Origin of the sequence: Streptomyces sp. NPDC002785, from assembly GCF_040295565.1 — a bacterium.
Classification (GTDB): Bacteria; Actinomycetota; Actinomycetes; order Streptomycetales; family Streptomycetaceae; genus Streptomyces.
On record NZ_JBEOVN010000135.1, the window covers coordinates 1 to 21454 of the forward strand.

Genomic DNA, 21454 nt, shown 5'->3' on the forward strand with positions numbered 1-21454 from the left:
CGGCGGAACCAGGACCTCTCACCTGGCCCGCCTCGAACTCGCCGCCTGAACCGCGATCAAGACCGCCGCTTTGCGGATTTCCCAACGGAGTCCTTTAGGCCAGGGAGCACGTCAACTGTGATGCTGTGCAGATTTCGCACCATCATGCCGAAGTTGAAGCGGTCTCCCGAAGGCGTTGGCCAAGACTGCCTCAGCCAGTCGAGGTCGATGACGGCGTTGGGTCCAGAGGGAACGGGACGTTCGGCGCCGCACACACGGCTACGAATGCGCCCGGTGGCGGATGGCGCTGGAACGTGACCTCGTCGCACCGGTCGCCAAGCCGCCACCCCTCTCTGGAGTGCGGTTCGTGCCCTACGCCGAGGAATGGAAGGAACGAGCCAGGTCCGCGCTGAACGACGCCTTCCGCGACCACTGGGGCGCTCAGCCGGTCACCGTCGCCGAATGGGCGCCGGTGACCGCTGAGCGCATTCCGCCCGCATCTGTCCGTACTCGCCGTCACCCCCGGCACACACGATGGCGAGCGCGTCGTCGGCTTCGTCTTCGTCGACGTGACCCAGGATGAATGGCCGCTGCGCGGTGGCCCGTTCGGATACGTTCAGGCCGTCGGCGTACGGCGGGACGCGCGAGCCCACGGGCTGGCCCGCGCAATGCTGGACCACGTGCTGCGGGCGCTGCGGGCCGACGGCCTTGAACCACGCCGTGCTTGATGTCGACGCCCAGAACCCCACCGGCGCCCTCGGTCTGTACCAGAGCCTTGGTTTCACCGTCATCGCCCGCTCGGTCGGTCTCATCAAACGCTTCTGACCCCCGGCGCGTCTGGCACGGCGGTTCGGGTGTCGTCGTACTGCCCTGCGGTGCGGGGCAGCCGGGAGCTCAGCCATCGCCTGGGCGCCGGCGTAGAGGGTGCGGGGGTCGCCGGTGGCGGCGACGAGCAGGGCCGGGACGTCGTTGTCGAGCACGGTCGGCGCCTCGGCGGGCCGGTCCCAGAACTCGCAGGGGGTGATGTTGTTGGCCAGCGGCCCGGCAAGGGGGAACCGCTCGCGGGAGGCCTGGACCGCGCGCCAGTAGCTCCCGACGCCGCGCCGCTCGGCCACGTCGCGATGGCCGTGGTTCGTAGGACGGCACCAACTCCTGAATCAATACTGGCAGAAGTTATTTATTTGCTCTACGTTGCATCCGTGTTTCGACATCACTCCCAGCCTTCCCTGCCCTTGGTCAGCGCGCCCGCCGAGACCGCGGTCCTCGCCCTGCTCCTCGGGGAGGGACCGCTCAGCAGAGTGGAACTGGCCCGGCGGACGGGGCTCTCCTCGACGGCCGTCACCAAGGCGGCCAGACCGCTCATCGACGACGGCTACCTGTACGAACTCCCGCCGGAGCGCACAGCGCCCGGTGCCGGCCGACCGGTCAACCCGCTCGCGGTCGCTCCCGACCGGGAGTACTTCGTCGGACTGAAGATCAGCGCCGACCAGGTCTTCGGCGCCGTCTGCGATCTGCGGGCCGGCATCCGAGCCGCGGCCGGGCTGCCGCTCGACGTGTGCACCCCCGAGGCCGTCGCCGCCCGCGTCTCCGAGCTGGTCGGCGAACTGCTGGACGCCGAACCCGCGTTCCGGGACCGTACGCGCCACCTCGGCGTCGCCGTGAACGGGGACGTGGACCGCGACACCGGCAGGCTCCGCCACTCCGGCCTGCTCGGCTGGCGCGACGTCCCACTCGCCGAACTGCTCACCGCCTCCACCGGCCTGGCGGTCACCGTCGAGAACGACGTCCGGGCCCTGACCGTCGCCGAGCACTGGTTCGGCGAAGGCATCGGAACCGGCCACTTCGCGCTGATCACCATCGGCGCAGGCATCGGTTCCGCGCTCGTCGTCAACGGGCACCTGCTCAGAGGGGCCTATGGTGTGTCGGGCGAGGTCGGACACATCTGCGTCGACCCGACCGGACCGCTCTGCCGCTGCGGCGCGCGCGGCTGCGTCGAGGCGATCGCGTCGACCGACGCGATTCTCGCAGCGGTCCGCCATGCCGCCGCGAACCCGCGCCTCATGTTCGACGAGGTCATCGAGATGGCCAGGGAGGGCCATCCGGCGGCCCGCGAGGCCTTCGCCCGGGCCGGACACGCCATCGGGGTCGGCATTGCCGCGCTGGTCAACCTCGTTGGCCCGGAGCGCGTCGTCGTCAGCGGTGAAGGCGCCGACGCCTACGACCTGTTCAGCCGTCACATCCAGGACACGTACGCCGAACACGCCTTCGGAGCGGCGTCCCGGTGCCCGCTGTCACTGCGCCCGCTGCCCTGGGAGGAGTGGGCCCGCGGTGGCGCCGCGGTGGCCATCCAGGCCCTCTTCCCACAGCCCGCGGCCACCTCCACGATCGGCGCCGGCTGACCTACGTGGCACGTCGTCGTCCCCACAGCCGTCGCGCGCCCCTGGTCGTCATGTTCCTCGTCGCCCAGCGCTACATCGTCGAAGGCATCGCCACCAGCGGCCTCAAAGGCTGACCCACCGCTCCACCGCTCAACCAGCTGAACCGCTCCATTGCTCCACCGCTCCGTACCGCAGAGCACATACCCCCCTCTCCCGCAAGGAGCCCCCGTGACACCACGCACACTGCTCCGACGCGCGACCGCGACCCTGGCCACGCTGTCCGCGCTGCTCATCACCACAACCTCCACCTCCACCGCAGCCCCGGAGCCCCGGGTGGCCCCGCCGGCCGCCCTCACCGGAGCACAGCTCTCCGACTCCTGGACCGGCCCGCTCAGCACCCGGGGCCGCTGGATCGTCGACGCCGACGGCAACCGCTTCAAACTGAGGTCCGGCAACTGGGCCGGTGCCCAAGGCACTTGGCAAGGCAGTGGCGACGTCAACGACGTGGCGAACCACCAGGCGCGGCAGATGTCGCACAACATCCCGCTCGGCCTCGACCGGACATCGATCGACCGGATCCTGGCCGACTTCCACGCCCTTGGCCTGAACAGCATCCGGCTTCCGTTCGCCAACGCGCTCGTCCACGACACCACCCCCGTCCCGGACACGGCCGTCGCCGCCAACCCGCAGCTCAAGGGGAAGACCCCGCTGCAGATCATGGACTCCGTGGTCGAGGAGCTCACCGCGGACGGCTTCGCGGTCATCCTCAACAACCACACCACCAGCTACCGCTTCTGCTGCAGCCTGGACGGCAACGAGCGGTGGAACAGCGGACAGTCCACCCGCCAATGGATCGACGACTGGGTGTTCCTGGCGAAGCGCTACCACGACAACCCGCGCGTCGTGGGCGCCGACCTGCGCAACGAGGTCCGTCGCGACACCTGGAACGACGCGAACTGGGGCTGGGGCGACGACCACGACCTGAACAAGGCGTTCGAGCAGGCAGGGAACGAGATCCTGCAGGCCGCCCCCGACCTCCTGATCATCATGGAAGGCATCAACTGGCAGGGCATCCCGACCGACCTGACCAGCCACGGCCGCCCCATGCTCACCCCGGTCGCCACCCTGTCCAACACTCTGATCCACTCCGGGAAGCTGGTGTACGCGGCACATTTCTACGGCTACACCGGCCCCGCCCACACCGGCGCCACCGGGACCGGCGAGACACACGACCCGCGCTACGAGGAACTCACCCCCGAAGAACTCATCCGGGTCGTCAACGACCAGGCCCTGTTCGTCACCCAGGCAGGCCAGCACTTCACCGCCCCCGTGTGGATCAGCGAATTCGGCGCCGCCGGCCGAGGACCGGAGGACACCAGGGAACGCGCCTGGTTCACCCGCTTCACCGACATCCTGGTGAAGAACGACGCGGACTTCGCGATCTGGCCGCTCGTCGGCTGGACCGACGGCAACGGAACGCCCCAGGACAACTGGGCCATGATCAACTACAGCGCGTCCGGTGAACGGCTGAGCGTCCTGGACCCCGGCGACTGGCGCACCACCGACTGGAACAAGCTCGTCGGCGCCCCCGCCCAGGCAGGCCGGATCGCCCCCTCCCCCCGCTGGAACATGCTCAACCTGGACTACGCCGACTACAACGTCTCCGCGACCATGCTGACAAAGCCGGACTGGTCCCCGGGCAACCGCAAGGGCAACTGCCCGGACAGCCAGCGACTCGTCGGCCTCGGCCGCAGCGACAGCCGCGGCCTGTGCACCGACGTCGGCCGGCCCGCGAAGGCGAACGGCTCCTGGACCGTCGTCACCGACGAGCGGTACGTCACCGGGGGCGACTGGGCGAGCGGCTACAACAAACTCCAGTGCCCCGGCAACACCTTCGCGGCCGGCTACAGCGTGCGCGGCAACGCCATGGCGGCCCTCCTGTGCGCTCCCGCCGCCGACTCCCTTCCCACCGCTGACCGCGTCCTCTGGTTCGACCACGGCGACAACCGGCCCGCCACCGGAGGCTCGATCGCCAGCGACTGGGCACCGGGCTACTACAAGGGCCAGTGCGCCGACAACGAGTACCTCGCCGGCGTCGCCCACACCTGGAAGTGGAACCACGGCGGCGTCCCCGACGCCCTGCTGTGCCGCCCGCTGGGCTGAACCGACCGAAGCCGCGCCTCCGAGGAGTACCACCGCCATGCCCCGACTGGAGATCGCCGACGACGGTTTCCGTCTCGACGCCCGCCCGTTCCGCATCATCTCCGGAGCCCTGCACTACTTCCGGGTCGACCGGAGCAGTGGGCCGACCGACTCCACAAGGCACGGCTGCTGGGCCTGAACACGGTCGAGACCTACGTCCCGTGGAACCTGCACGCCCCGCGCTACGGGGAGTTCCACTTCGACGGCGGTCTCGACCCGACGACTCGCCGCCGAGCCGTGAGCGGGCGATGTGAGGGCTTACGCCAACGCCATTGACGCGGAGTCGAGGTGACGGTTTTCATGACCAGTCGGTGGCCGGGTTCCAGGGCCACCCTCCCCGACAAGCCAGGCAGCCGCTACGGTGCGATGGTTCTGGGGTCCATGCGGCGAAGCGGCGTGAGCTGTTGGGCACGGCGCACTGAACAAGCTCCAAGAGCTGCCGTGCGCCTTCTCCACAAGAGTCCCAGCTCTCTTCGGGCTGCCCGAACTGGCGGACAATCTCGCCGAAGGCTACGTCCTCAAGCCGGCCGGCGAATGGTCGGAGGCGGATTCCGCAGGCGCAGGCATGCGTCCGGTGGTCAAGGTGAAGCAATCGTCTTTCGCCGAGGACGAGCGGTTCAACGGCGCACGTCCCTATCTGCCGCCGCCGCAGGGAGCGGCCGGAGTTCCCGCCTGGCTCCTGGCCCAGGCCTCGGCACTCCTCACCCCCGCTCGCGCGGCGGCCGCGGTCAGCAAGCTGGGCTCCCGCACTCCCGTGGACGCTGTGGCGGAGGAGATCACCCGGGATGTTTCGGAAGAGCTCGCCGAAGCGGTGGGAGGCCTGGAGGACACACTCCTACGCCCGCTGGAACGGGCGCTTCTGCCCGGGGCACACTCTCTGGCGGTGTTCGACGCCAAGGACCGCCATCCCTCCCAGGCGGAGAAGGCACACAGTGACGGCAGCGAGCAGTCGCCTCAGTGATAAGGCACGCGGGCAAAAGGCACCAGTCAGCAGGCGTGGCTGATTGGCTCTGGCTGGATGACGCGCGCTCGCTTGGACATCGGCGCACCGGGGCCGCAACCCGGTCCTGCCTCACGTCGAGTGCCCAGCCCTCGACCGGGCACTCGCGTCACGGAGCGGGTGAGGGCCCAGGAGCTGCGTCGGACACCACACGCATGCCCAGGCCGCGCACTCGGTAGATGCACGTGTCATCGCCCCACAGCGACGCGTCCGCCGTCGCATAGGGCCCCCGCGCGTCCGTGCCGCTCTCCACGATGTCCATGTCCACCCGGATCAGCCGGTTGGCCGGGGTGATCTGGCCGCGGTACGTCCAGGTTGTCTCGCGGCCGGGCAGCACCGGCTCGAACCGGGGGCGTGGGATACCGTCCGCCGCGCCGCGCTCGAGCAGGTGGTACTGGAGCAGTTGGCACATGGCCTCGACGCCCAACGACCCCGGCTGCACCGGGTCCTGGAAGAAATGGGCCCGGAAGAACCACTCGTCCGGGACCACGTCCTTCTCCGACCGCAGCCGCCCGAGCCTCATGCTGCCCCCGTCCGGCCAGGAACCGGTGATCCGGTCGAGCATCAGCAGCATTGGGCCCGGCAGCCGCGGTTCCCCGGCGCAGTAACGAGCGGGCCGGGCGGTCAGATCGACCACACGGTCGCAAGGCTGGTCGAGACTGGCCCGGTCCTGGGCCGACGCCGTGAGGCCCTGCTGGTGGTCGAAGGCCGACGGCGGGAAGTAGCCGAAGGCCGTGGAGAGTTCGAACAGCGGCACGCCGTCGGCCGCACACCTCACCCGGAACGACTCGATGATCACGTCCCCGCTGTGGGAGATACGAGTCAGTTCAGCATGGGTGCGCACCGTACCCGTCGCCGGAGTGACCTCACCGGTGACCGTTCCCGACCCGTCGAGGTTGCGGAACAGCAGATCCGTGTCGGTGGTCAACGCGCTGCCCACGTACGAGGCCAGCCACCCGCAGGGTTGCAGCGCAATCTCCATCAGGACGGCGAACGGCATCGTACGGCCGCCGCTCTGCTCGAAGTACCAGGCCCGCGCGGGCACGTCGTACTCCGCGACGACACTGCTGCCCTCCTGCATACCGCCCTGCGGACCGTCCACCGAGACGATCCGGCTCATGAAGTGGTAGGGGGGACCGGGCAGCCGCGCGACTTTACGGGTGCTGTCGAAGGGCTTGTACGCGGTGCCGAACGCCTCACTCGGTCTGCCCCAGGCGCACGCCAGCAACGAGGTGTGGTCGAAGGGGAATCCATTGGCCGCCGTCGCCACCGGCTTCTCCTCTCGGTGCCCGGCCAGCCCGCCGAGCAAGGGGAGCGGCACCGGTGTACCGCTGCCCTGCACGATGGGCGGGCCCGAGCGACGCCAGTGCGACAGCGGCCAGTCGGGCACGAGCCGCAGCGCCACGTCCTGGCCCAGGAATGCTTTCGTCCCGTCCACCGAGCCCAGCACATCGGCGTACAGCGTCGGCACCGGCCCGGCCGAGACACCGCGCACGAACACCTCGTAGACGACCCGTCGGCCGGTCGGAGTCGCCTGGCCTCGGCACATCGCCTTGCAGGGGTGACCGTCGACGGGCTCGAAACGCCAGCCGTCCCGGTTCACGGTGAAGCCCATGGCCGCCAGGTAGAACGCCATCGCCTGGAGACCGCCCTGGAGCATCAGGGTGCCCGGCATACAGGGGTCGTTCTTGAAGTGCCCTGCGAAGAACCAGTCGTCCGGCGACAGCGGGGTCTCGGCCCGCAGATAGCCGCGGCCCCACGGCCCTCCGGCCGGGTCGAACGCGGTCACCTCGTGCACCAGCCGCAGCCTGCCGTCGTCGAGCCCCGGTGAGCGGACGTGGGCCGCCGTCGCCTCCCAGCCGGGGCCGAAGCAGTCCGCCGGCCGCCCCTGCACCAGGGCCCGCACCCGGTCCGCGTTGAAGCGGGTCCGTTCGCAGCGCACTGCGGGCGGGGCGAGCGGCAGGTCGTCGCCGGGCGGCCGTTCGGCGGGATCCCACCGCACACCGTCGCTGCCTGCGAGCTCCTCGGGGGTGAAGAACCCGGCCTGGCCCTTGCGGATGCTGAGCCGGAGTTCGCTGTCCACGTAGCAGTCGTAGTGGAAGAAGGACAGCCAGACGCCTTCGTGCTCCGCGTGGCCGTCGATGTGGATCTCGTAGCGCAGGGTGTCGCCCGCTTCCGGCGGGCTGCCGTGGTACGTCACTTCGCAGCCGAGGAGCCGGTAGGCGCGCTCGCCCCGGCTGAGGAGGTCGACGCCCAGCCAGCTGAGCAGGAGCAGATCCGCCTGGCCTGCCTCGACCATCAGCCCGGCGGGCATACGTCCGGTGGAGTCCAGGTACCAGCTGTCGGGCAGGACGTCGGTCTCTGTCCAGATCGTCCCGTCGGTGCGCACCGGGCCGGGCGCGGCGAGCGCCGCCTGCACGGCGTCGATGCCGATGACCCGGTCCGCGAGCAGCATGGGCGGCTCGGGCATCCGGGTCTGCACCGCGTACGCGTCCTGCTCGGCGAACCGGGGGCCGAACAGCGTGGAGATCTCCCGGGAGGCGAGGTGCTCCAGCTGGGCGCGGTCGAACTTCGGCCCCGGCCTCAGGGGTGGTGTGGGTGCCGCTTCCGGCGGGGGAGCGGGCAGGGACGCCGAGCGGGGCGCGGGCCGTACGGGGACCGGCGGTGGCCCGGCGGTCGTACGCGGTGCCGGGGGGCCCGGTGGCCGTACGGGAACGGGCACGGTGTTTCTCAGCGCGGTGACGGCCAGAGCGGACATCTGCAGGAACCGCTGATGGGCCTCGGTGTGCCCGGCGGTGATCTCTTGGTGCAGCGCGGCGACCCGCAGGCTCTGCCGGAGGACTGCGGCACGGGCGCCCGCCGCCCGCGGCTCCCGCCCGTCCGAGCCTGTCGGCCGGACGTCCGGCAGGGGGCGCAGCCCCACGGCACCGGGGCAGGGCACGGCAACGCCGGCCGGTGCGTCGGACCAGCCGGCCTCCCGGTCCGGTACCGGCGCCAGCTCGGGGGCCCGGGGCAGGGTTACCAGGGCCGGCTCCAGCGGCGGCAGACACGGAGGCGCGGGTACGGGCACGGTGACGGTGGGCCCGGGACGCGGGACCTCCGTGGCGGCTTCCGCGAGCCGGGCGAACAGCTCGTCGGCGTGTACCGGCACCCCCGCGACGACGAGTTCGGCCACCGCCAGGCAGGGCTGCCGCAACCGGGTGTCGCCTGGGGCATCCAGTGCGACGGCCAGATGGTCCCGGTCGCCGAGTACCCGCTTGATCCAGCCGGTGCACAGCTTGCGCGGCCCGTGCTCCACGAAGACCCGGACACCGTCGGCCCACGCCTGCTCGACCGTGGCCGCGAAGTCGATCGTGTTCAGTCCCTGCGCGGTGAGCGCCTCGGCGGCCCGCTCGGCCGTCGGCCAGTACGACTGCCCGGTGGCCCCGCTGTAGAACCGCACACCAGGCACGTCGACGGTGGGACGGTGGTGGGCCTCATGCCATACCTCCCGGATCTCCGCCAACTCCGGTGCGTGGGCGGCCATGTCGTAGTCGAGCTCGATCGCGTGGTCGGCGCCGATCCTGGCCACGACGGCCGCGCACGCGCGGGACTCGCCGCCGATGACGCAGACTCCGGGGGCGTTCACCGCCATCAGATGGACTGCGACCTCGGCGGCGAGCTCGGCACGGACCGCCTCCAGGGGCGCACTGACCAGATAGCTCGACCAGCGGCAGCCCTGGACGCCCAGACGCTCCCAGTGGCGCCGGACCGCCCGGAGTTCACCGGTGAGTTCGGTCGTGAACAGGCCGCTGTTCCGGGTGGCGTCGTACAACCCTGCGGCGTCCGGCCAGGCACCCAGCGCCACCAGGGCGGCCGACTCGCCCGAGGAGTACCCGAGAGCGGCATCCGGCCGGAGCCCGAGCACCTCCCGGGTGAACACGGTGTGGCAGACGGCGAGTTCGGCGGCACCCCAGATCTGGTCGAGGACTCCGCGCTCCGCCCGGTACCGCAGTCGTGCACCGATCGCCCCGTGCCTGGCATGGACGGCCTCGCCGAGCGACGGCAGTGCGAGCATCAGCTCGTGGCCCATACCCGGGTACGCGGCCGAGCCGTTGGTGTACACGAACGCGGTCTGCCCCGTGACCGGCCTGTCCCGGTACAGCACATCGGCCGGACGGGTCCCGCCCTCGGCCAGCCAGCGGCGGGCGGCCTCCTTGCGGCCCGGCAACGCGTCGTCATCGACCACGAGTGCCAGCCGGGCCGGTCCCGTGTCGGACTCCGCACTGGACTCCAGCGCGGCCAGCACCCCCCGGCGGTCGGCCCCGGAAAAGACGTGCAGGCGCGGAGCCGGGCCCCGCAGCCACGGCCGGGCGTCTCCCGCGCGCAGCCGGACACTCGCGGTGGGCCCTTCCAACGGTGTCACCGCGGCCTTCGCGGTGCGCGCGACGGTCGCGGTGTCCGCAGGGCCGCCCGGACGCGGCACCGCGCGGTGCTGGAGCGAGAGCGCCGCGACCGCGACGGAGAGCAGCCCGTACGCGGCGTGAGCGCGCCCGAAGGCCGACGCCGGGTCGAACACCGCGTCAGGGCCGTCCCCGACGACCATGTCGGGTGCGCCGGCGGTGTCCTCATCGAGCAGGGCGACGACGGTGTCGCCGTCCCTGCGCGCGGTGTCCAAGGACTTGAGGACCAGGACGACGGCGGCGTCCCCCGGTTCGTCCTCGCGGCCGAGATCCCGCTGGGCGGTCCGATGCACCGCCTCGCAGGACAGGTCGGTGGCACCGACGAGCGCGGCGTCGACCTCCCCCGACCGGACGGCCCGGGCCGCGAGTTCCAGCGCCACCAGCCCGGACGCCTCCTCCGCCGACACCGCGAAACCTGGGCCCGCCAGGTCGAGTTGGGTACTGATCCGGTTCGCCACAAGGTTCGGCATGGTGCCCACCACCCCCTCCGCGGTCACGGGCGGCACGAACGCGTCCCGGGCGAGACCCACTGACGGTGCCGTGGCGAAAGGCCCGGCCTGCTCCAGCCAGTAGGGAACCCTCCAGCGGGCGCCCGCCCGGGCCACCTCGGGGTCCACCCCCATGCCGATGACCACCATGGTCCGCTCCCGGGGCAGGGACACCGACCGGACGGCCTCCCGGGCGGCCTCCAGCACCAGGAGCTGATGGCGCACCGTTCGCCCCAGGGCCAGTGGCGGGAAGCACAGGTCCCTCAGCTCCACGGCGATCTCGAGGGCGGGGCCACGCCGCTCACCGCCCAGCACCGCCCGCCGGAAGTCCTCCGTACAAGTCCCGTCGCCAACTCGCGCGCCGAGGGCGACGATCGCCACCGGCGTACGGCCGCCCGGCGATTCCGGTACCCGGGTCGGGGCGGGCACGGCGGCGGCCGGGCGGATCGGTCGCGGTACGGCGGACACCGGGTCGCCGTCCGGAAGGTCCACCACCAGATGGGCGTTGGTCCCGCCGAACCCGAACGCGCTCACCGCCGCCCGGTGCGGCCCCGACCACGGTTCCGGCGCAGTCAGCACCCGCAACGGCGTGCCCGCCAGCGCCTCCAGCGGCCGTTCCGCGCCGAGCGTCGCCGGACGGATTCCCGCACGCAGCGCGCCGAGCACCTTCAGCAGCCCGGCCACGCCCGCCGAGGCCAGCAGGTGCCCGACGTTCGACTTCACCGAACCGATGGGCACGTCGTCACAGGTCCCGAAGACCCGGGCCATGCCGCGCGCCTCCACTGCGTCCCCGACCGGCGTCCCCGTCGCATGGCACTCGACGAGTGACACGGTCTCGGGCGCGACGCCCGCCGCGTCGTACGCCAGGCGCATGGCCCTGACCTGGCCCTCCTCCGACGGGCTGATCAGCCCGTCGCCGCGCCCGTCGTTGGACAACCCGACACCGCGGATCACACCGAGCACGGGCAGTCGGGCGGTGCGGGCCGCGGACAGCCGCATCAGGGCGACGAACCCGGCGCCCTCGCCGTGCACCAGCCCGTCCGCGTCCCGGTGGAAGGGCCGGCTGCGCCCCGTGCGGCTCGTTGCGGACAGCCCGCAGAAGCCCACGTGCAGATAGAGGGGGTCCGCCCGGCTGACCGCACCGGCCACCATCAGGTCCGCCGTGCCGTCGTGCAGCCGGTCGCACGCCAGCTTGACGGCATACAGCGACGACGCGCAGGCGGCGTCGAGGGACCACGCGCCCGCGCCCAGCCCGAGGGCTCGGGCCGCGAGCCGGGCGGGCAGCCCGGACGAGAAGCGATTCCGGGCGTCGGGCCGCTGGCGGCGCTCTCCCGTCAGCAAGGCGTCACGGAGCGGGGGCCGCTGGGCGGACAGCCAGACGTGCTCGGCAAAAGCCGCCCCTGTGGGCGTGGGATAGGACAGGTTTCCCAGCACCAGCCCCGCGTGCGGCAGAGGGCCCTCGCGGCCCGCCTCCGTGAGCGCCTGCCGGACGCCGTACATGACCCAGTGGAAGAGCGGGTCCAGCGACAGGATCCGCTCCGGGGCGATTCGGAAACCGCTCGGGTCGAAGACGGACTCGAACCCCCGTACGTACCCGCCGACATCGGTCCAGGTGCGGTCGAGGTGGTCGTCCACCGAGCCCATGGCCCAGTGGCGCGGCAGCCTCCACCGGCCCTCCGGGATGGCCGACAGGCTGGTGCGGCCCCCGGCGATGTTGTCCCAGAACGTGTCCGGATCGAGCGCGTCGGGCAGCACACAGCCCCGGCCGACGACGGCGATCGGTTCGAATTCCATACAGGTCTCACTCCAGGGCAGGGCGGGGCTGGTTTTGAGGTGCCGGGGCTCAGGAGGGGCGGCGGACGAGTTCCACGCCGAGCAGTTCCAGACGGACGGCTCCGTCGGCGTCGATCAGCGCCGCATCGCAGCGCGCCCCTGTGCTGTGAACCTTCCGGCCTCGCAGCACACACCGCACGGTGCCGTCCACCGGTCCGCGCCGGTGCACCCTGCACTCCGCGACGGCCATCGGCAGCGTCGCCGCATCGAGTACCTCCTGCGCCCAGACCAGGGCGAGTTGGAGCGCGCCGTCCATGGCGGCCGGGTCGAGCGGCCAGTGCTCACCCGACCATTCCAAGACGCGCACGCCCGCGACGATCGCCTCGGCTCCGTGCTCCGAAACACCGTGCAGCGAGAGGACGGAGTGGAAGCGGGGGCCGTGGAAGAGGCTCTCCCCGTCGTACAACTCGGTGCGGTCCAGCGGCTTGAGGCCGTCCGGGCTGCCCCACGTGGCCGGATCCGGCTCTTCGGCCCCGGTGTCCAGCACGGCCCGGAAGTGCGCCACCCCGCTTTCCCCGCGCAGTTCCGCCTCCAGCCCCAACGGCGAACCGGCCGCGCCCCGGCTGCCGTGCACGGTGAGCCGGTGGCCTGTGCCGGCCAGTTCGGGCAGGGTGCACTTCTTGTACACCCGCAGGTCGCGCAGGACGAGTGGGCCGGCACCTGGCAGCCAGGCGGTGGCCGCCCCTGCGAACCAGTTCAGGACCATCGCCACGGGCAGCACGGGAACCCCGGTGAGCGCGTGGTCGGCCAGCTGCGGCAGGTTGTCCGCCCGGACCAGCAGCTGCGCCGGACGCGGATCGCCGGCCGGGGACAGGGCCGCCGGATCGTCCCCGGCCACCAGGACGACGCGGGCCTCACCGGCTGCGCCGTCCAGCTCGGCCGTGAAAGCGGCCGCCCCCTGCTCCAGAGGGATCAGCGGAACCCCGGACCGGCCGAAACGCCCGGCCAGAGAGGGCGTGACCATGCCGCCGCGCCACGGACCCCAGGCGACGCACCGCACCAGGCAGCCGGGGCGGCGGGCCTGCTCCGCGGACGCTACCTGACCCAGGATCTCGTTGGCCATGGCGTAGTCGCTCTGCCCCGCGTTGCCGAATACGGCGGCCACCGAGGAGAACAGGCAGATCACGTCCAGCGGATCGTCCGCCGTCGCGGCCAGCAGCGCGCGCAGACCGTCCACCTTGGTGGACATCACCAGCTCGATCTGCTCGTCGGTCTTGTCGGCGATCCGCTTGTCGGCCAGTACTCCCGCACCGTGCACGATGCCGGTGACCGGCCCCCACGCGTCACGTACGTCGCGCAGTGCGGCGGCGACGGCGTCGCCGTCGCGGACGTCCACTTGGACGTACCGGACGGGGGACCCCGCCGCCTCCAGCGCCGCCAGCGTTGCCCGCACCTCGCGCGCGGCCAGGATCTCCCGGGCCCGCGCCGCGATCCGGGCGGGCGAGGAGTTCTCCGCGCCCTCGGTCGAAGGCTCGGCGAGCAGACGGGTGAGCGCCGGTGCGTCGGCGGCCGACGCGAGCCCCGCGGGCTCGGGAGCCGGTGCCGTCCTGCCGAGCAGCACGATCCGCGGACGGTGGGTCCTGGCCAGGTCCAGCAGCGCGGCGGAGGTCACCCCGCGGGCCCCTCCGGTGGCGACGATCACCGACTCCGAGGTGATCCGCCGGGTGCTGCCGGGCATCACCGGCGCGGGTACCGTCCGCGGGGTGGTGCGGGTACCGTCCGCGCGGAGACCTACCTCCGGGTCAGGGCCGCCTTCGAGCAGCTCCCGCACGATCGCCTCGGCGACCTCCTCGTCGCTGCGACCGCCCCGCTCGCAGTCGACGGCCTTGACCGAGGCACCCAGCCACTCCTTCGCCGCGGTCCTGGTCAGACCGGCGACGCCGCCCAGCCACGCGCGGTCGTGTGCGTGGCCGCCGAGCCCGAAGTCGCCTCCGGTGTCCTGCACGGTCACGAACAGTCCGCCCCGTTCGGCGGCCTGTGCCGCCACCGCGCGCGCCGCGCGGAACACCGACCGGTGGACCTCCCGCACATGGTCCGGCGTGCCGCCCCCGGTCAGCCCGCAGAGGTGCACGACCCCGCGCGCATCCTCGGGCACCTCCGCTACCGCGGTGGCGTCCACGCCGTGCTCCGTCAGCTTCCGCGCGACGAGGGCGGTGATCGCGGCGCCGTCGGCGCCCCCACCCGCCACCACGAGCGGCCCGTCCAGGAGCCCCGCCGTCGCCAGGCCGGACGCCGCTGACTCCACCGCGCGCGGCACCAGCCTCGTCAGCGCCGTTTCCTGCCCGGACCCGGTGCGCATGGCGGGAAGCTCCGGGACGGCTGGGGACCCGGTCACGGCCGGGGAGCCCGGCGCCGGGGCCCCGGGCGGCCGCCCGGCCGCGGTGAGCGCCTCGGCGATCTCGCGCAGCGTGCGGAGTTTACCGAGCTGTCCGGCGTCTCCCGTCGCCACGTCGCCCACCCTCCGGCGTACGGCCGACAGGATCTCGACGCGCTTGATCGAGTCGACTCCCAGATCCGCCTCCAACTCCATGTCCACGTTGAGCATCTCCGTCGGGTAGCCGGTGAGCCGGGCCACCACCGAGAGCAGTAATTCCTCCAGTTCCGGTGCCGACAGAGGCGCGGCATCGGCGGCCGGTGCCGAGGGGTCCACCGGGACGGCGGCCGGGGCCCGTTCCTCGGCGGCGACCGGTGTGGGCGACGGCGCCTCGTCGGGCCCGGCGGGTACGAAGGCGGGCATGGCCCCGGGAACGCCGACCGTTGTCGGGGGCGGTGTCACGGGTGCCGTGGCCCGCCGGTGTGCCGAAGGACGGGGGAGCGGCAGCGGTGCCGGGGGAGCCGGTGCGTCGAGCGCAACGCCGACGCCCTGTACCCCGAGCATCGCGGCCAGGGTGGTCTCGGTCATCCGCAGAAAAGCCATATGGCTGTCGGTCAGCATGCGTTGACAGGCCGCGTGGGCCTCCGCCGTCTGCCGCTGGACGCTCTCCACCGCGGTGTACCACTCGGGGCCGAGGGCGGCATCGGGCTCGGCACCGTACGCGGGCACGGGGTCGTAGGCGGGCACGGGGTAGTGCGACGGCTCGGCTCCGTACGCGGGCTCCGGTTCCTCGGCGGGCGCCGTCTCGTACGCCGACGGCTCCGGAGTGTGGGCGGGAGCGGGTGTGTACGCGGACATGGGAACCGCCAGGAAGTCGGACGAGGGGGCGGGGGCGGGATGCGGGTGGTGTTCCGGCCTGCGTTCCAGCGCGGGCGCGGGCGGCGGTGGTTCGGCGGCTTCGGTGCGGGGCGGGTAGAGCTGACCGTAGTTGGCTCCGCTGATCTTCACGGTCATCCGGGGCTCGCGCTCCTTCACTGAGGTTCCAGGCGAGGCGTACGGCGCCCAGAGGGGATCGAAGTCGAGAGGGATACCGCGTACGGCGAGTTCGCCGAGCGCGGTGTGCAGGGTGCTGACCCCGGACCGGTCCGCCCGGTCCAGGGGGACGGCCGCGTGCTCGCGGTCACCGAGGATCTGTCCGACCAGGCCGGTCAGCGCGGTGCCCGCGCCTACCTCGACGAAGGTCCGCACCCCCGCCGCGTACATCGCCTCGATCTGGTCCTGGAAGAGCACCGGTGAGGCCAGGTGGTCGGCGATCCGGCGGCGTATCCCATCGGGCGACGACGGGTACGGTGCCGCGTCCGCGTTGCCGTACACCTCGATCCGGGGCTCCGTGAGCGGGACCGTGCGCAGGAACGCGGCGAGCGGCTCACCGGCCGGGGCGACCAGCGGGCTGTGGAAAGCGGTCGAAGTGGTCAGTCGGCGCGTGCCGACACCCTCGGCCGTGAACGCCTTCTCGGCGCGCGCGACAGCCTCCCTCGTACCCGAAAGCACCACCTGGCGCGGGGAGTTGAGGTTGGCCGGCCAGATGTCGCCGAACTCGTCACCGGCCAGCACCGCCACCACGTGCTCGCGGTCCGCCGCCACGGCCAGCATCGCGCCCGGTACGCCGGCCGCGTCCCGCATCAGCTCACCGCGCCTGCGGGCCAGACCGACCAGCGCATCGGCGTCCAGGCCACCGGCGCAGTGCAGCGCCACCAACTCACCGAAACTGTGGCCCGCCACGCAGTCCGGTTGCAGTCCCAGACCCCGCAGTACGTCCAGCAATGCGAGCGCGTGCACCGCGAGCGCGGGCTGCGCCCACTCGGTGGCGGCCAGACGCGCAGCCTGGGCCACGCGTTCCTCGTCGGCGAAGGCCGGCGGCGGGAACACCAGCCGGTGCAGGGGCCGCCCGTCGAACCTGGTACCGCCCAGCCGGTCCCACACGGCCTGGGCGGCCGGCGACAGCATCGCGAGGTCGGCGCCCATTCCGACGTACTGGGATCCCTGCCCCGGAAACAGGAAGGCGAGACGGCCGGGCACGGGGTCCCCGAAGGCGTACCGGACGCCGTTCGGTGTCGAGAACGCCGTGCCGGGCCGCTGCCGGATCAGCGTGAGCGCCTGCGCGTACTTCTCCCTCAGGTCCTCGGTGCCCGTGGCGACGACGGCCAGCCGCACCGGGTCGGTGGGCGAGAACGCGCTGTGGCTTTCCCGAGCGAGCGCAGCCAGCGGACGGTCGCCGTACGTTTCCGATGGCACCAGGTCGTACGGCGACGCGCCGCTGAACAGGACGAGTTCGCTCGGCGCGGAGCGATGGCGCGGCGGCACGCGGGCCAGGGTGCCCGAGGGCACGTACTCCTCCAGCGTGACGTGGAAGTTGCTGCCCCCGAAGCCGAAGCTCGACACCGACGCCCGGCGCGGATGGCCGGCGGACCGCACCCACGGCCGGGCCTCGGTGTTGACGTAGAACGGGCCGTCCGGGGCGGCGGCCGCCGGCATCGGCCGGTCGACCTTGATGGTTGGCGGCAGCACCTTGTGGTGTAGGGCCATGACCGCCTTGAGCAGCCCCGCCGCGCCCGCCGCGCACTTGGTGTGGCCGATCTGCGACTTGACCGAGCCGATCGCGCACCACTGCCCGTCCGTACGCCCCGACGCCTCGAACACCTCGCGCAGCGCCGTCAGTTCGGCGGTGTCCCCGGCCTTCGTTCCGGTCCCGTGTGCCTCGACCAGCTCCACGGTCTCCGGACCGTAGCCCGCCTCCCCGTAGGCGCGTCGCAGAGCCCGTGCCTGACCGTCGGGAAGCGGCGCGTAGATCGCCGTACTCCTGCCGTCGGACGAGGTGCCGATGCCCCGGATCACCGCGTGGATCCGGTCGCCGTCCCGCTCCGCGTCAAACAGCCGCTTCAGTGCGTACATGACGACCGCTTCGCCGAGCATGGTGCCGTCCGCCGCATCCGAGAACGGACGGCAGTCACCGGTGCGGGAGAGCGCGGGCGTCTTGGAGAAGCACAGGAACATGCCGATGTCGTTCCCGGTGTCCACACCGCCGCTGATCACCAGGTCGGTCCGCCCGAGCGCCAGCTCACCGACCGCCGTGGACAGTGCCGCCAGGGAGCTGGCACAGGCGGCGTCGGTGGTGTGGTTGGTGCCGTGCAGGTCGAACCGGTTGGCGATCCGGCCCGCGACGACATTGCCGAGCAGGCCGGGGAAGGTCGACTCCTGCCATGGGCTGTAGTGCGCCGAGATGCGGTCGCACACGGCCTGCGCTTCGGCCTCGGCGAGACCGCTCTCCCGCAGCGCCTTCAGCCACACAGGGCGCTGGGCGCGCCCGTACATGTGCGGGAGCAGCTCCAGGGCGGCCGCGCCGAGGACGACGCCGACCCGGTCCCGGTCCACGCCCGACAGACTGCCGGCGTCGGTCAGCACTTGGTCGGCGACCATCAGGGCGAGCAGTTGGGAGGTGTCCGTCGCCGACAGGTTGGCGGGCGGCACACCGTACGCCAACGGGTCGAAGTCCACCTCCGGCAGGAAGGCGCCGCGGCGGGCGTATGTCTTGTCGGGGGCGGCCGGGTCGGGGTCGTAGTGGTCCGCCACCAGCCAGCGGGAGGCGGGCACTTCAGTGATCAGGTCCCGGCCGCCGGTCAGGATCCGCCAGTAGCCGGCCGCGTCCGTCGCGCCGGGCACCAGGGCGCCGACACCGACCACGGCGATGGGCACCTGCCCAGGGGTGCAGGCGGACACGGCGCCTCCTCGGGGCTGGACGGCTGCTGCTGACGCCTCCGGGGCATCGGGGCCGCTCATGCCAGCCCGCACGGGGTGTAGGCGAATGCCTCGGACGGCAACGGAACTCCATAGGTGCGCAGTTGATGGCCGCGGGTGAGCACCGCAGCGCCTTCGAGCAGGTTGAGCGCGATCTGCACCACGGACCGGTTCGCCGGTTCGGCCAGGAACGTTCCCGCAACCCAGCGGTTGAACGCGCCCATCGCCGGCCCGCACCAGATCTGGTAGTCGGTACGTCGGCCCGCCTCGCCGGTGATCGCCCACCGACTGGAACTGCCCAGGTACCAGCGGAAGACCAGCGCCATACGGTGCTTCGGATCGGTCTCCGCACGCGTGATCTCCGAGGGATCGCGCCGCTCCCAGAACGCGCGCGTGTGCTGCCAGACCTCGTCGAACGAGGCGCGCAGCACGTCCCGTTCGATCGCGGCGCGCGCCGCAGGCGGGATCTCCTCCAGCGAACCGTGCGCCCGGTACGCCGCGTGGAGCCTGCCGGCCCGCTGGGCGAACATCGTCCCCCGGGACAGTACTTGCAGCGTGACACCCAGCTCGAACATGTCCGCCGCCGGCGCCATGGCCACATCGGCGACATCCGCCTCGCAGAGCATCGCCTTGGCCTCGTCGGACAGGCCCGCCTCGGTGGCTGTCTGGTTCACCGATCCGACGACCACGTAGGACGCACCGAGGGCGAAGGCGGCGGCCACCGCGGCCGGTGTGCCCAGCCCGCCGGCCGCGCCAATCCTGACCGGTCGGCGGTAGCCGAACCGCCGGCACAGCGCGTCGCGCAGCAGGGCGATCCTCGGCAGCAGGGCCGACAACGGCCGGTTGTCGGTGTGACCTCCGCTGTCGGCCTCCACGGTGATGTCCTCGGCCACCGGCACCAGGGCCGCCAGGCCGGCCTCCTGCGGGGTCAGCTTCCCCTGGGCGACGAGCCGGTCAAGCAGCGCGGCCGGGGCGGGCGAGAGGAACCTCTCGGCCACCTCGGGCCGGGAGACCTTGGTGAGCATCCGCGTGCGCCGGACGATTCCGCCGTCGGCGCCGCGGCGCAGTCCCCGGGCCGAGCACAGCACGACGGCCGGGGTGAGCTCCATGAACGCCGACGCCGAGATGCGGGGCACACCGCAGCGCAGCAGCAGCTCGGCGACGCGGAACTCCAGCGCGGGTTCGGCTGGTGAGTGGATGAGGTTCACGCCCCAGTTCGGACGGGACCGCAGCTCCTGGGCCAGCGCGTGCACGGCCCGCTCCACATCGGCATACGCCAGGCCGCCGGCGCCGAAGAACCCGAGCATCTCCGCCCGGGCCATCGCGGACACCATCCGGGTGGTTGCGATGCCGTTCGCCATCTCGCCCGCCACATAAGGGAAACGGACGCCGTGCGCCTCGCAGAAGGTGCGCCCGCCGAGCCACTCGGGGTACAGCGGCGGCAGCGTCCCGAGCACCGGGCCGTCGGGTACGGGACCGGCCGCGAGCCCCAGCTCACGGCCGGTCGGCCCGCTGACGATGTGTACGGGTTCCCGGATCCGTCGGGCCCGGGCGGCGATCTCCTCGGGGGAGAAGACCGGCGGGGACGCGGCGGGGGCGCCGGGAGCGGAGAGGACGGACACGAAGGGACTCCAGCGGGAGAGGAGGTGTGCGGGTCAGACGTACCGGGCGGACGGAAAGGCGACGGCGGGCGTGGGCGACGGCCCGGCGGGAACCTGATCCCTCGGGACCAGGCCGGACCACAGGTAGTCGAGGTCCACCCGGTCGGAGGCCGCCGACGGCCCGAAAAGGGCCCGGACCCGGGTGTCGTCGAAGCGCCGTCGGTGGGTCAGGTAGGCCGTCAGACCCGGGTAGAAGTCCACCAGGGCCTCCAGCGCCGACGGGTCGTCCGGCTCCGTGGAGACCAGGGCGATCGACAACGGAATCAGCCGTTCCAGCAGGGTTGCGATCGTCAGCACGGGCACGTCGCGGTCATGGACGATGTGGTACGTGTCGACTCCGCCCGAGGGCGTCCGGCCGGCCAGCCGCACCATGACCTCGGCCGCGTGCTCCACCTGCATCAGGTTCAGCCGGCCGTGCGGATGACCCACCAACCGGACGCGGGGGCGGCTGCCCGGGTCGGCGCCGTGGGGGCCGTCGGGCCCGTCGCCGTCGTGGCCCAGGCTCCCGGGACCGGCGGTGCGTCGCGCGTCGCGCAGGATCCGCTCGATGACCTGAAGCGGATGCGAGGGCAGTTCCGGGTGCGGCGGCAGGTCCGTGACGAGGATGCTCGGCCGCAGCACGACGACCGGACGGCGGTGCTCCCGCGACCACGCGTGGATCAACAACTCCGCCTCGTACTTGGAGCGTTCGTAGGCGTTCTCGAAGCCGTACGCGTCGTCCAGCTCGTCCTCATACGCCACCCCCTCACGCCGACTCCCGGCCACGAAAGCGGTACTCACGTGGTGGACCACGGGTCTGTCGCGTCCGGCGGCGGCCAACTCCAGTACACGCCGGGTCCCTTCGACGTTGGTCCGGCGCAGCTCGGGAAGGTCTCCCTCCAGGTTGATGCTGCCCGCGCTGTGCCAGATCGCGCCGAGACCGTCGGCCAACTCCTGGAACGCGTGCCTGGACAGCCCCAGCCTGGGTTGCTCCAACTCGGTCTCCACCACCCGCAGCCGGTCGGGGAGTTCGGCGATGAACGGCTCGGGCACGCCGGTCAGTGCGAAGAACCGGGTGATGCGGCGCAGCGCGTCACCTGACCCCGCGTGGACCAGGACCGTCACCGACCGGTGCGCGTCGAGCAGACAGCGCAGCAGGCGCAGTCCGAGGAATCCGGTGGCGCCGGTGAGGGCGACGTGCATGACCTTGGCTCCAAGGGCTCCGAAAGGGACAGGACTACAACCGCGTGCGATGGCGGTGAACGCCGGGGCCGTTGCGGTGGCCGGGGAGCGCGATGCATCCGGCCGTCCCACGGCGCGGCATGACACCGGCGGTCGCGGCGTGCGCGGCCCGACTCGTCCGGCCGGCCCGGTGCAACGGGC

General features: G+C 72.3%; 10 protein-coding genes. 5 read left to right on the top strand and 5 right to left on the bottom strand.

The features are described from left to right. Positions 1-428 precede the first annotated feature (428 nt). Positions 429-1094 (bottom strand): alpha/beta hydrolase, encoded by a 666-nt coding sequence (locus tag ABTZ94_RS37985; RefSeq protein ID WP_502967306.1) that lies wholly within the window; start codon positions 1092-1094, stop codon positions 429-431. An 84-nt stretch (positions 1095-1178) separates the two neighbouring features. Here ABTZ94_RS37985 and ABTZ94_RS26130 point away from each other — a divergent pair, with 84 nt between their 5' ends. The 5 genes from ABTZ94_RS26130 to ABTZ94_RS26145 all read left to right on the top strand — a co-directional run bounded on the left by ABTZ94_RS26130 (position 1179) and on the right by ABTZ94_RS26145 (position 5520). Continuing rightward, entirely contained in the window at positions 1179-2378 is a 1200-nt protein-coding gene (locus tag ABTZ94_RS26130; RefSeq protein WP_351203994.1) for an ROK family protein, read from the top strand. A gap of 207 nt (positions 2379-2585) precedes the next feature. Beyond that, positions 2586-4520, top strand: coding sequence for a glycoside hydrolase family 5 protein (locus tag ABTZ94_RS26135; RefSeq protein WP_351203996.1), 1935 nt, complete (start codon positions 2586-2588; stop codon positions 4518-4520). Positions 4521-4557: 37 nt separating this feature from the next. Then, positions 4558-4698 (top strand): hypothetical protein, encoded by a 141-nt coding sequence (locus ABTZ94_RS26140; protein ID WP_502967307.1) that lies wholly within the window; start codon positions 4558-4560, stop codon positions 4696-4698. Next, complete coding sequence (locus ABTZ94_RS37990; RefSeq protein ID WP_502967309.1) at positions 4695-4835, top strand: beta-galactosidase; 141 nt, start codon at positions 4695-4697, stop codon at positions 4833-4835. Before ABTZ94_RS26140 ends, ABTZ94_RS37990 begins: the two co-directional genes overlap by 4 nt. A 307-nt stretch (positions 4836-5142) precedes the next feature. Next, positions 5143-5520, top strand: coding sequence for a hypothetical protein (locus tag ABTZ94_RS26145; protein WP_351203998.1), 378 nt, complete (start codon positions 5143-5145; stop codon positions 5518-5520). Between the two features lie 148 nt (positions 5521-5668). Here the strand turns inward: ABTZ94_RS26145 and ABTZ94_RS26150 are convergent, their stop codons facing one another. From ABTZ94_RS26150 to ABTZ94_RS26165, 4 genes are read right to left on the bottom strand one after another with little or no spacing between them, the layout of a single operon-like run. Next, positions 5669-12283, bottom strand: a complete 6615-nt coding sequence (locus ABTZ94_RS26150; protein ID WP_351204000.1) for a beta-ketoacyl synthase N-terminal-like domain-containing protein — start codon at positions 12281-12283, stop codon at positions 5669-5671. A 49-nt stretch (positions 12284-12332) separates the two neighbouring features. Next, positions 12333-18473: an SDR family NAD(P)-dependent oxidoreductase gene (locus ABTZ94_RS26155; RefSeq protein WP_502967308.1), complete on the bottom strand. Its 6141-nt coding sequence runs from the start codon at positions 18471-18473 to the stop codon at positions 12333-12335. Then, positions 18470-20053 (bottom strand): PfaD family polyunsaturated fatty acid/polyketide biosynthesis protein, encoded by a 1584-nt coding sequence (locus ABTZ94_RS26160; protein WP_351204004.1) that lies wholly within the window; start codon positions 20051-20053, stop codon positions 18470-18472. The genes ABTZ94_RS26155 and ABTZ94_RS26160 overlap by 4 nt, the downstream gene beginning before the upstream one ends. A 33-nt stretch (positions 20054-20086) precedes the next feature. Beyond that, positions 20087-21274 (bottom strand): SDR family oxidoreductase, encoded by a 1188-nt coding sequence (locus ABTZ94_RS26165; RefSeq protein WP_351204006.1) that lies wholly within the window; start codon positions 21272-21274, stop codon positions 20087-20089. Between the last annotated feature and the right edge of the window lie 180 nt (positions 21275-21454).

Excerpts from the sequence above, each read along its gene's own strand:
- ABTZ94_RS26165 (WP_351204006.1), bottom strand. The coding sequence starts at position 21,274 with ATGCACGTCGCCCTCACCGGCGCCACCGGATTCCTCGGACTGCGCCTG.
- ABTZ94_RS26150 (WP_351204000.1), bottom strand. The coding sequence starts at position 12,283 with ATGGAATTCGAACCGATCGCCGTCGTCGGCCGGGGCTGTGTGCTGCCC.
- ABTZ94_RS26140 (WP_502967307.1), top strand. The coding sequence starts at position 4,558 with ATGCCCCGACTGGAGATCGCCGACGACGGTTTCCGTCTCGACGCCCGC.
- ABTZ94_RS26155 (WP_502967308.1), bottom strand. The coding sequence starts at position 18,473 with ATGAGCGGCCCCGATGCCCCGGAGGCGTCAGCAGCAGCCGTCCAGCCC.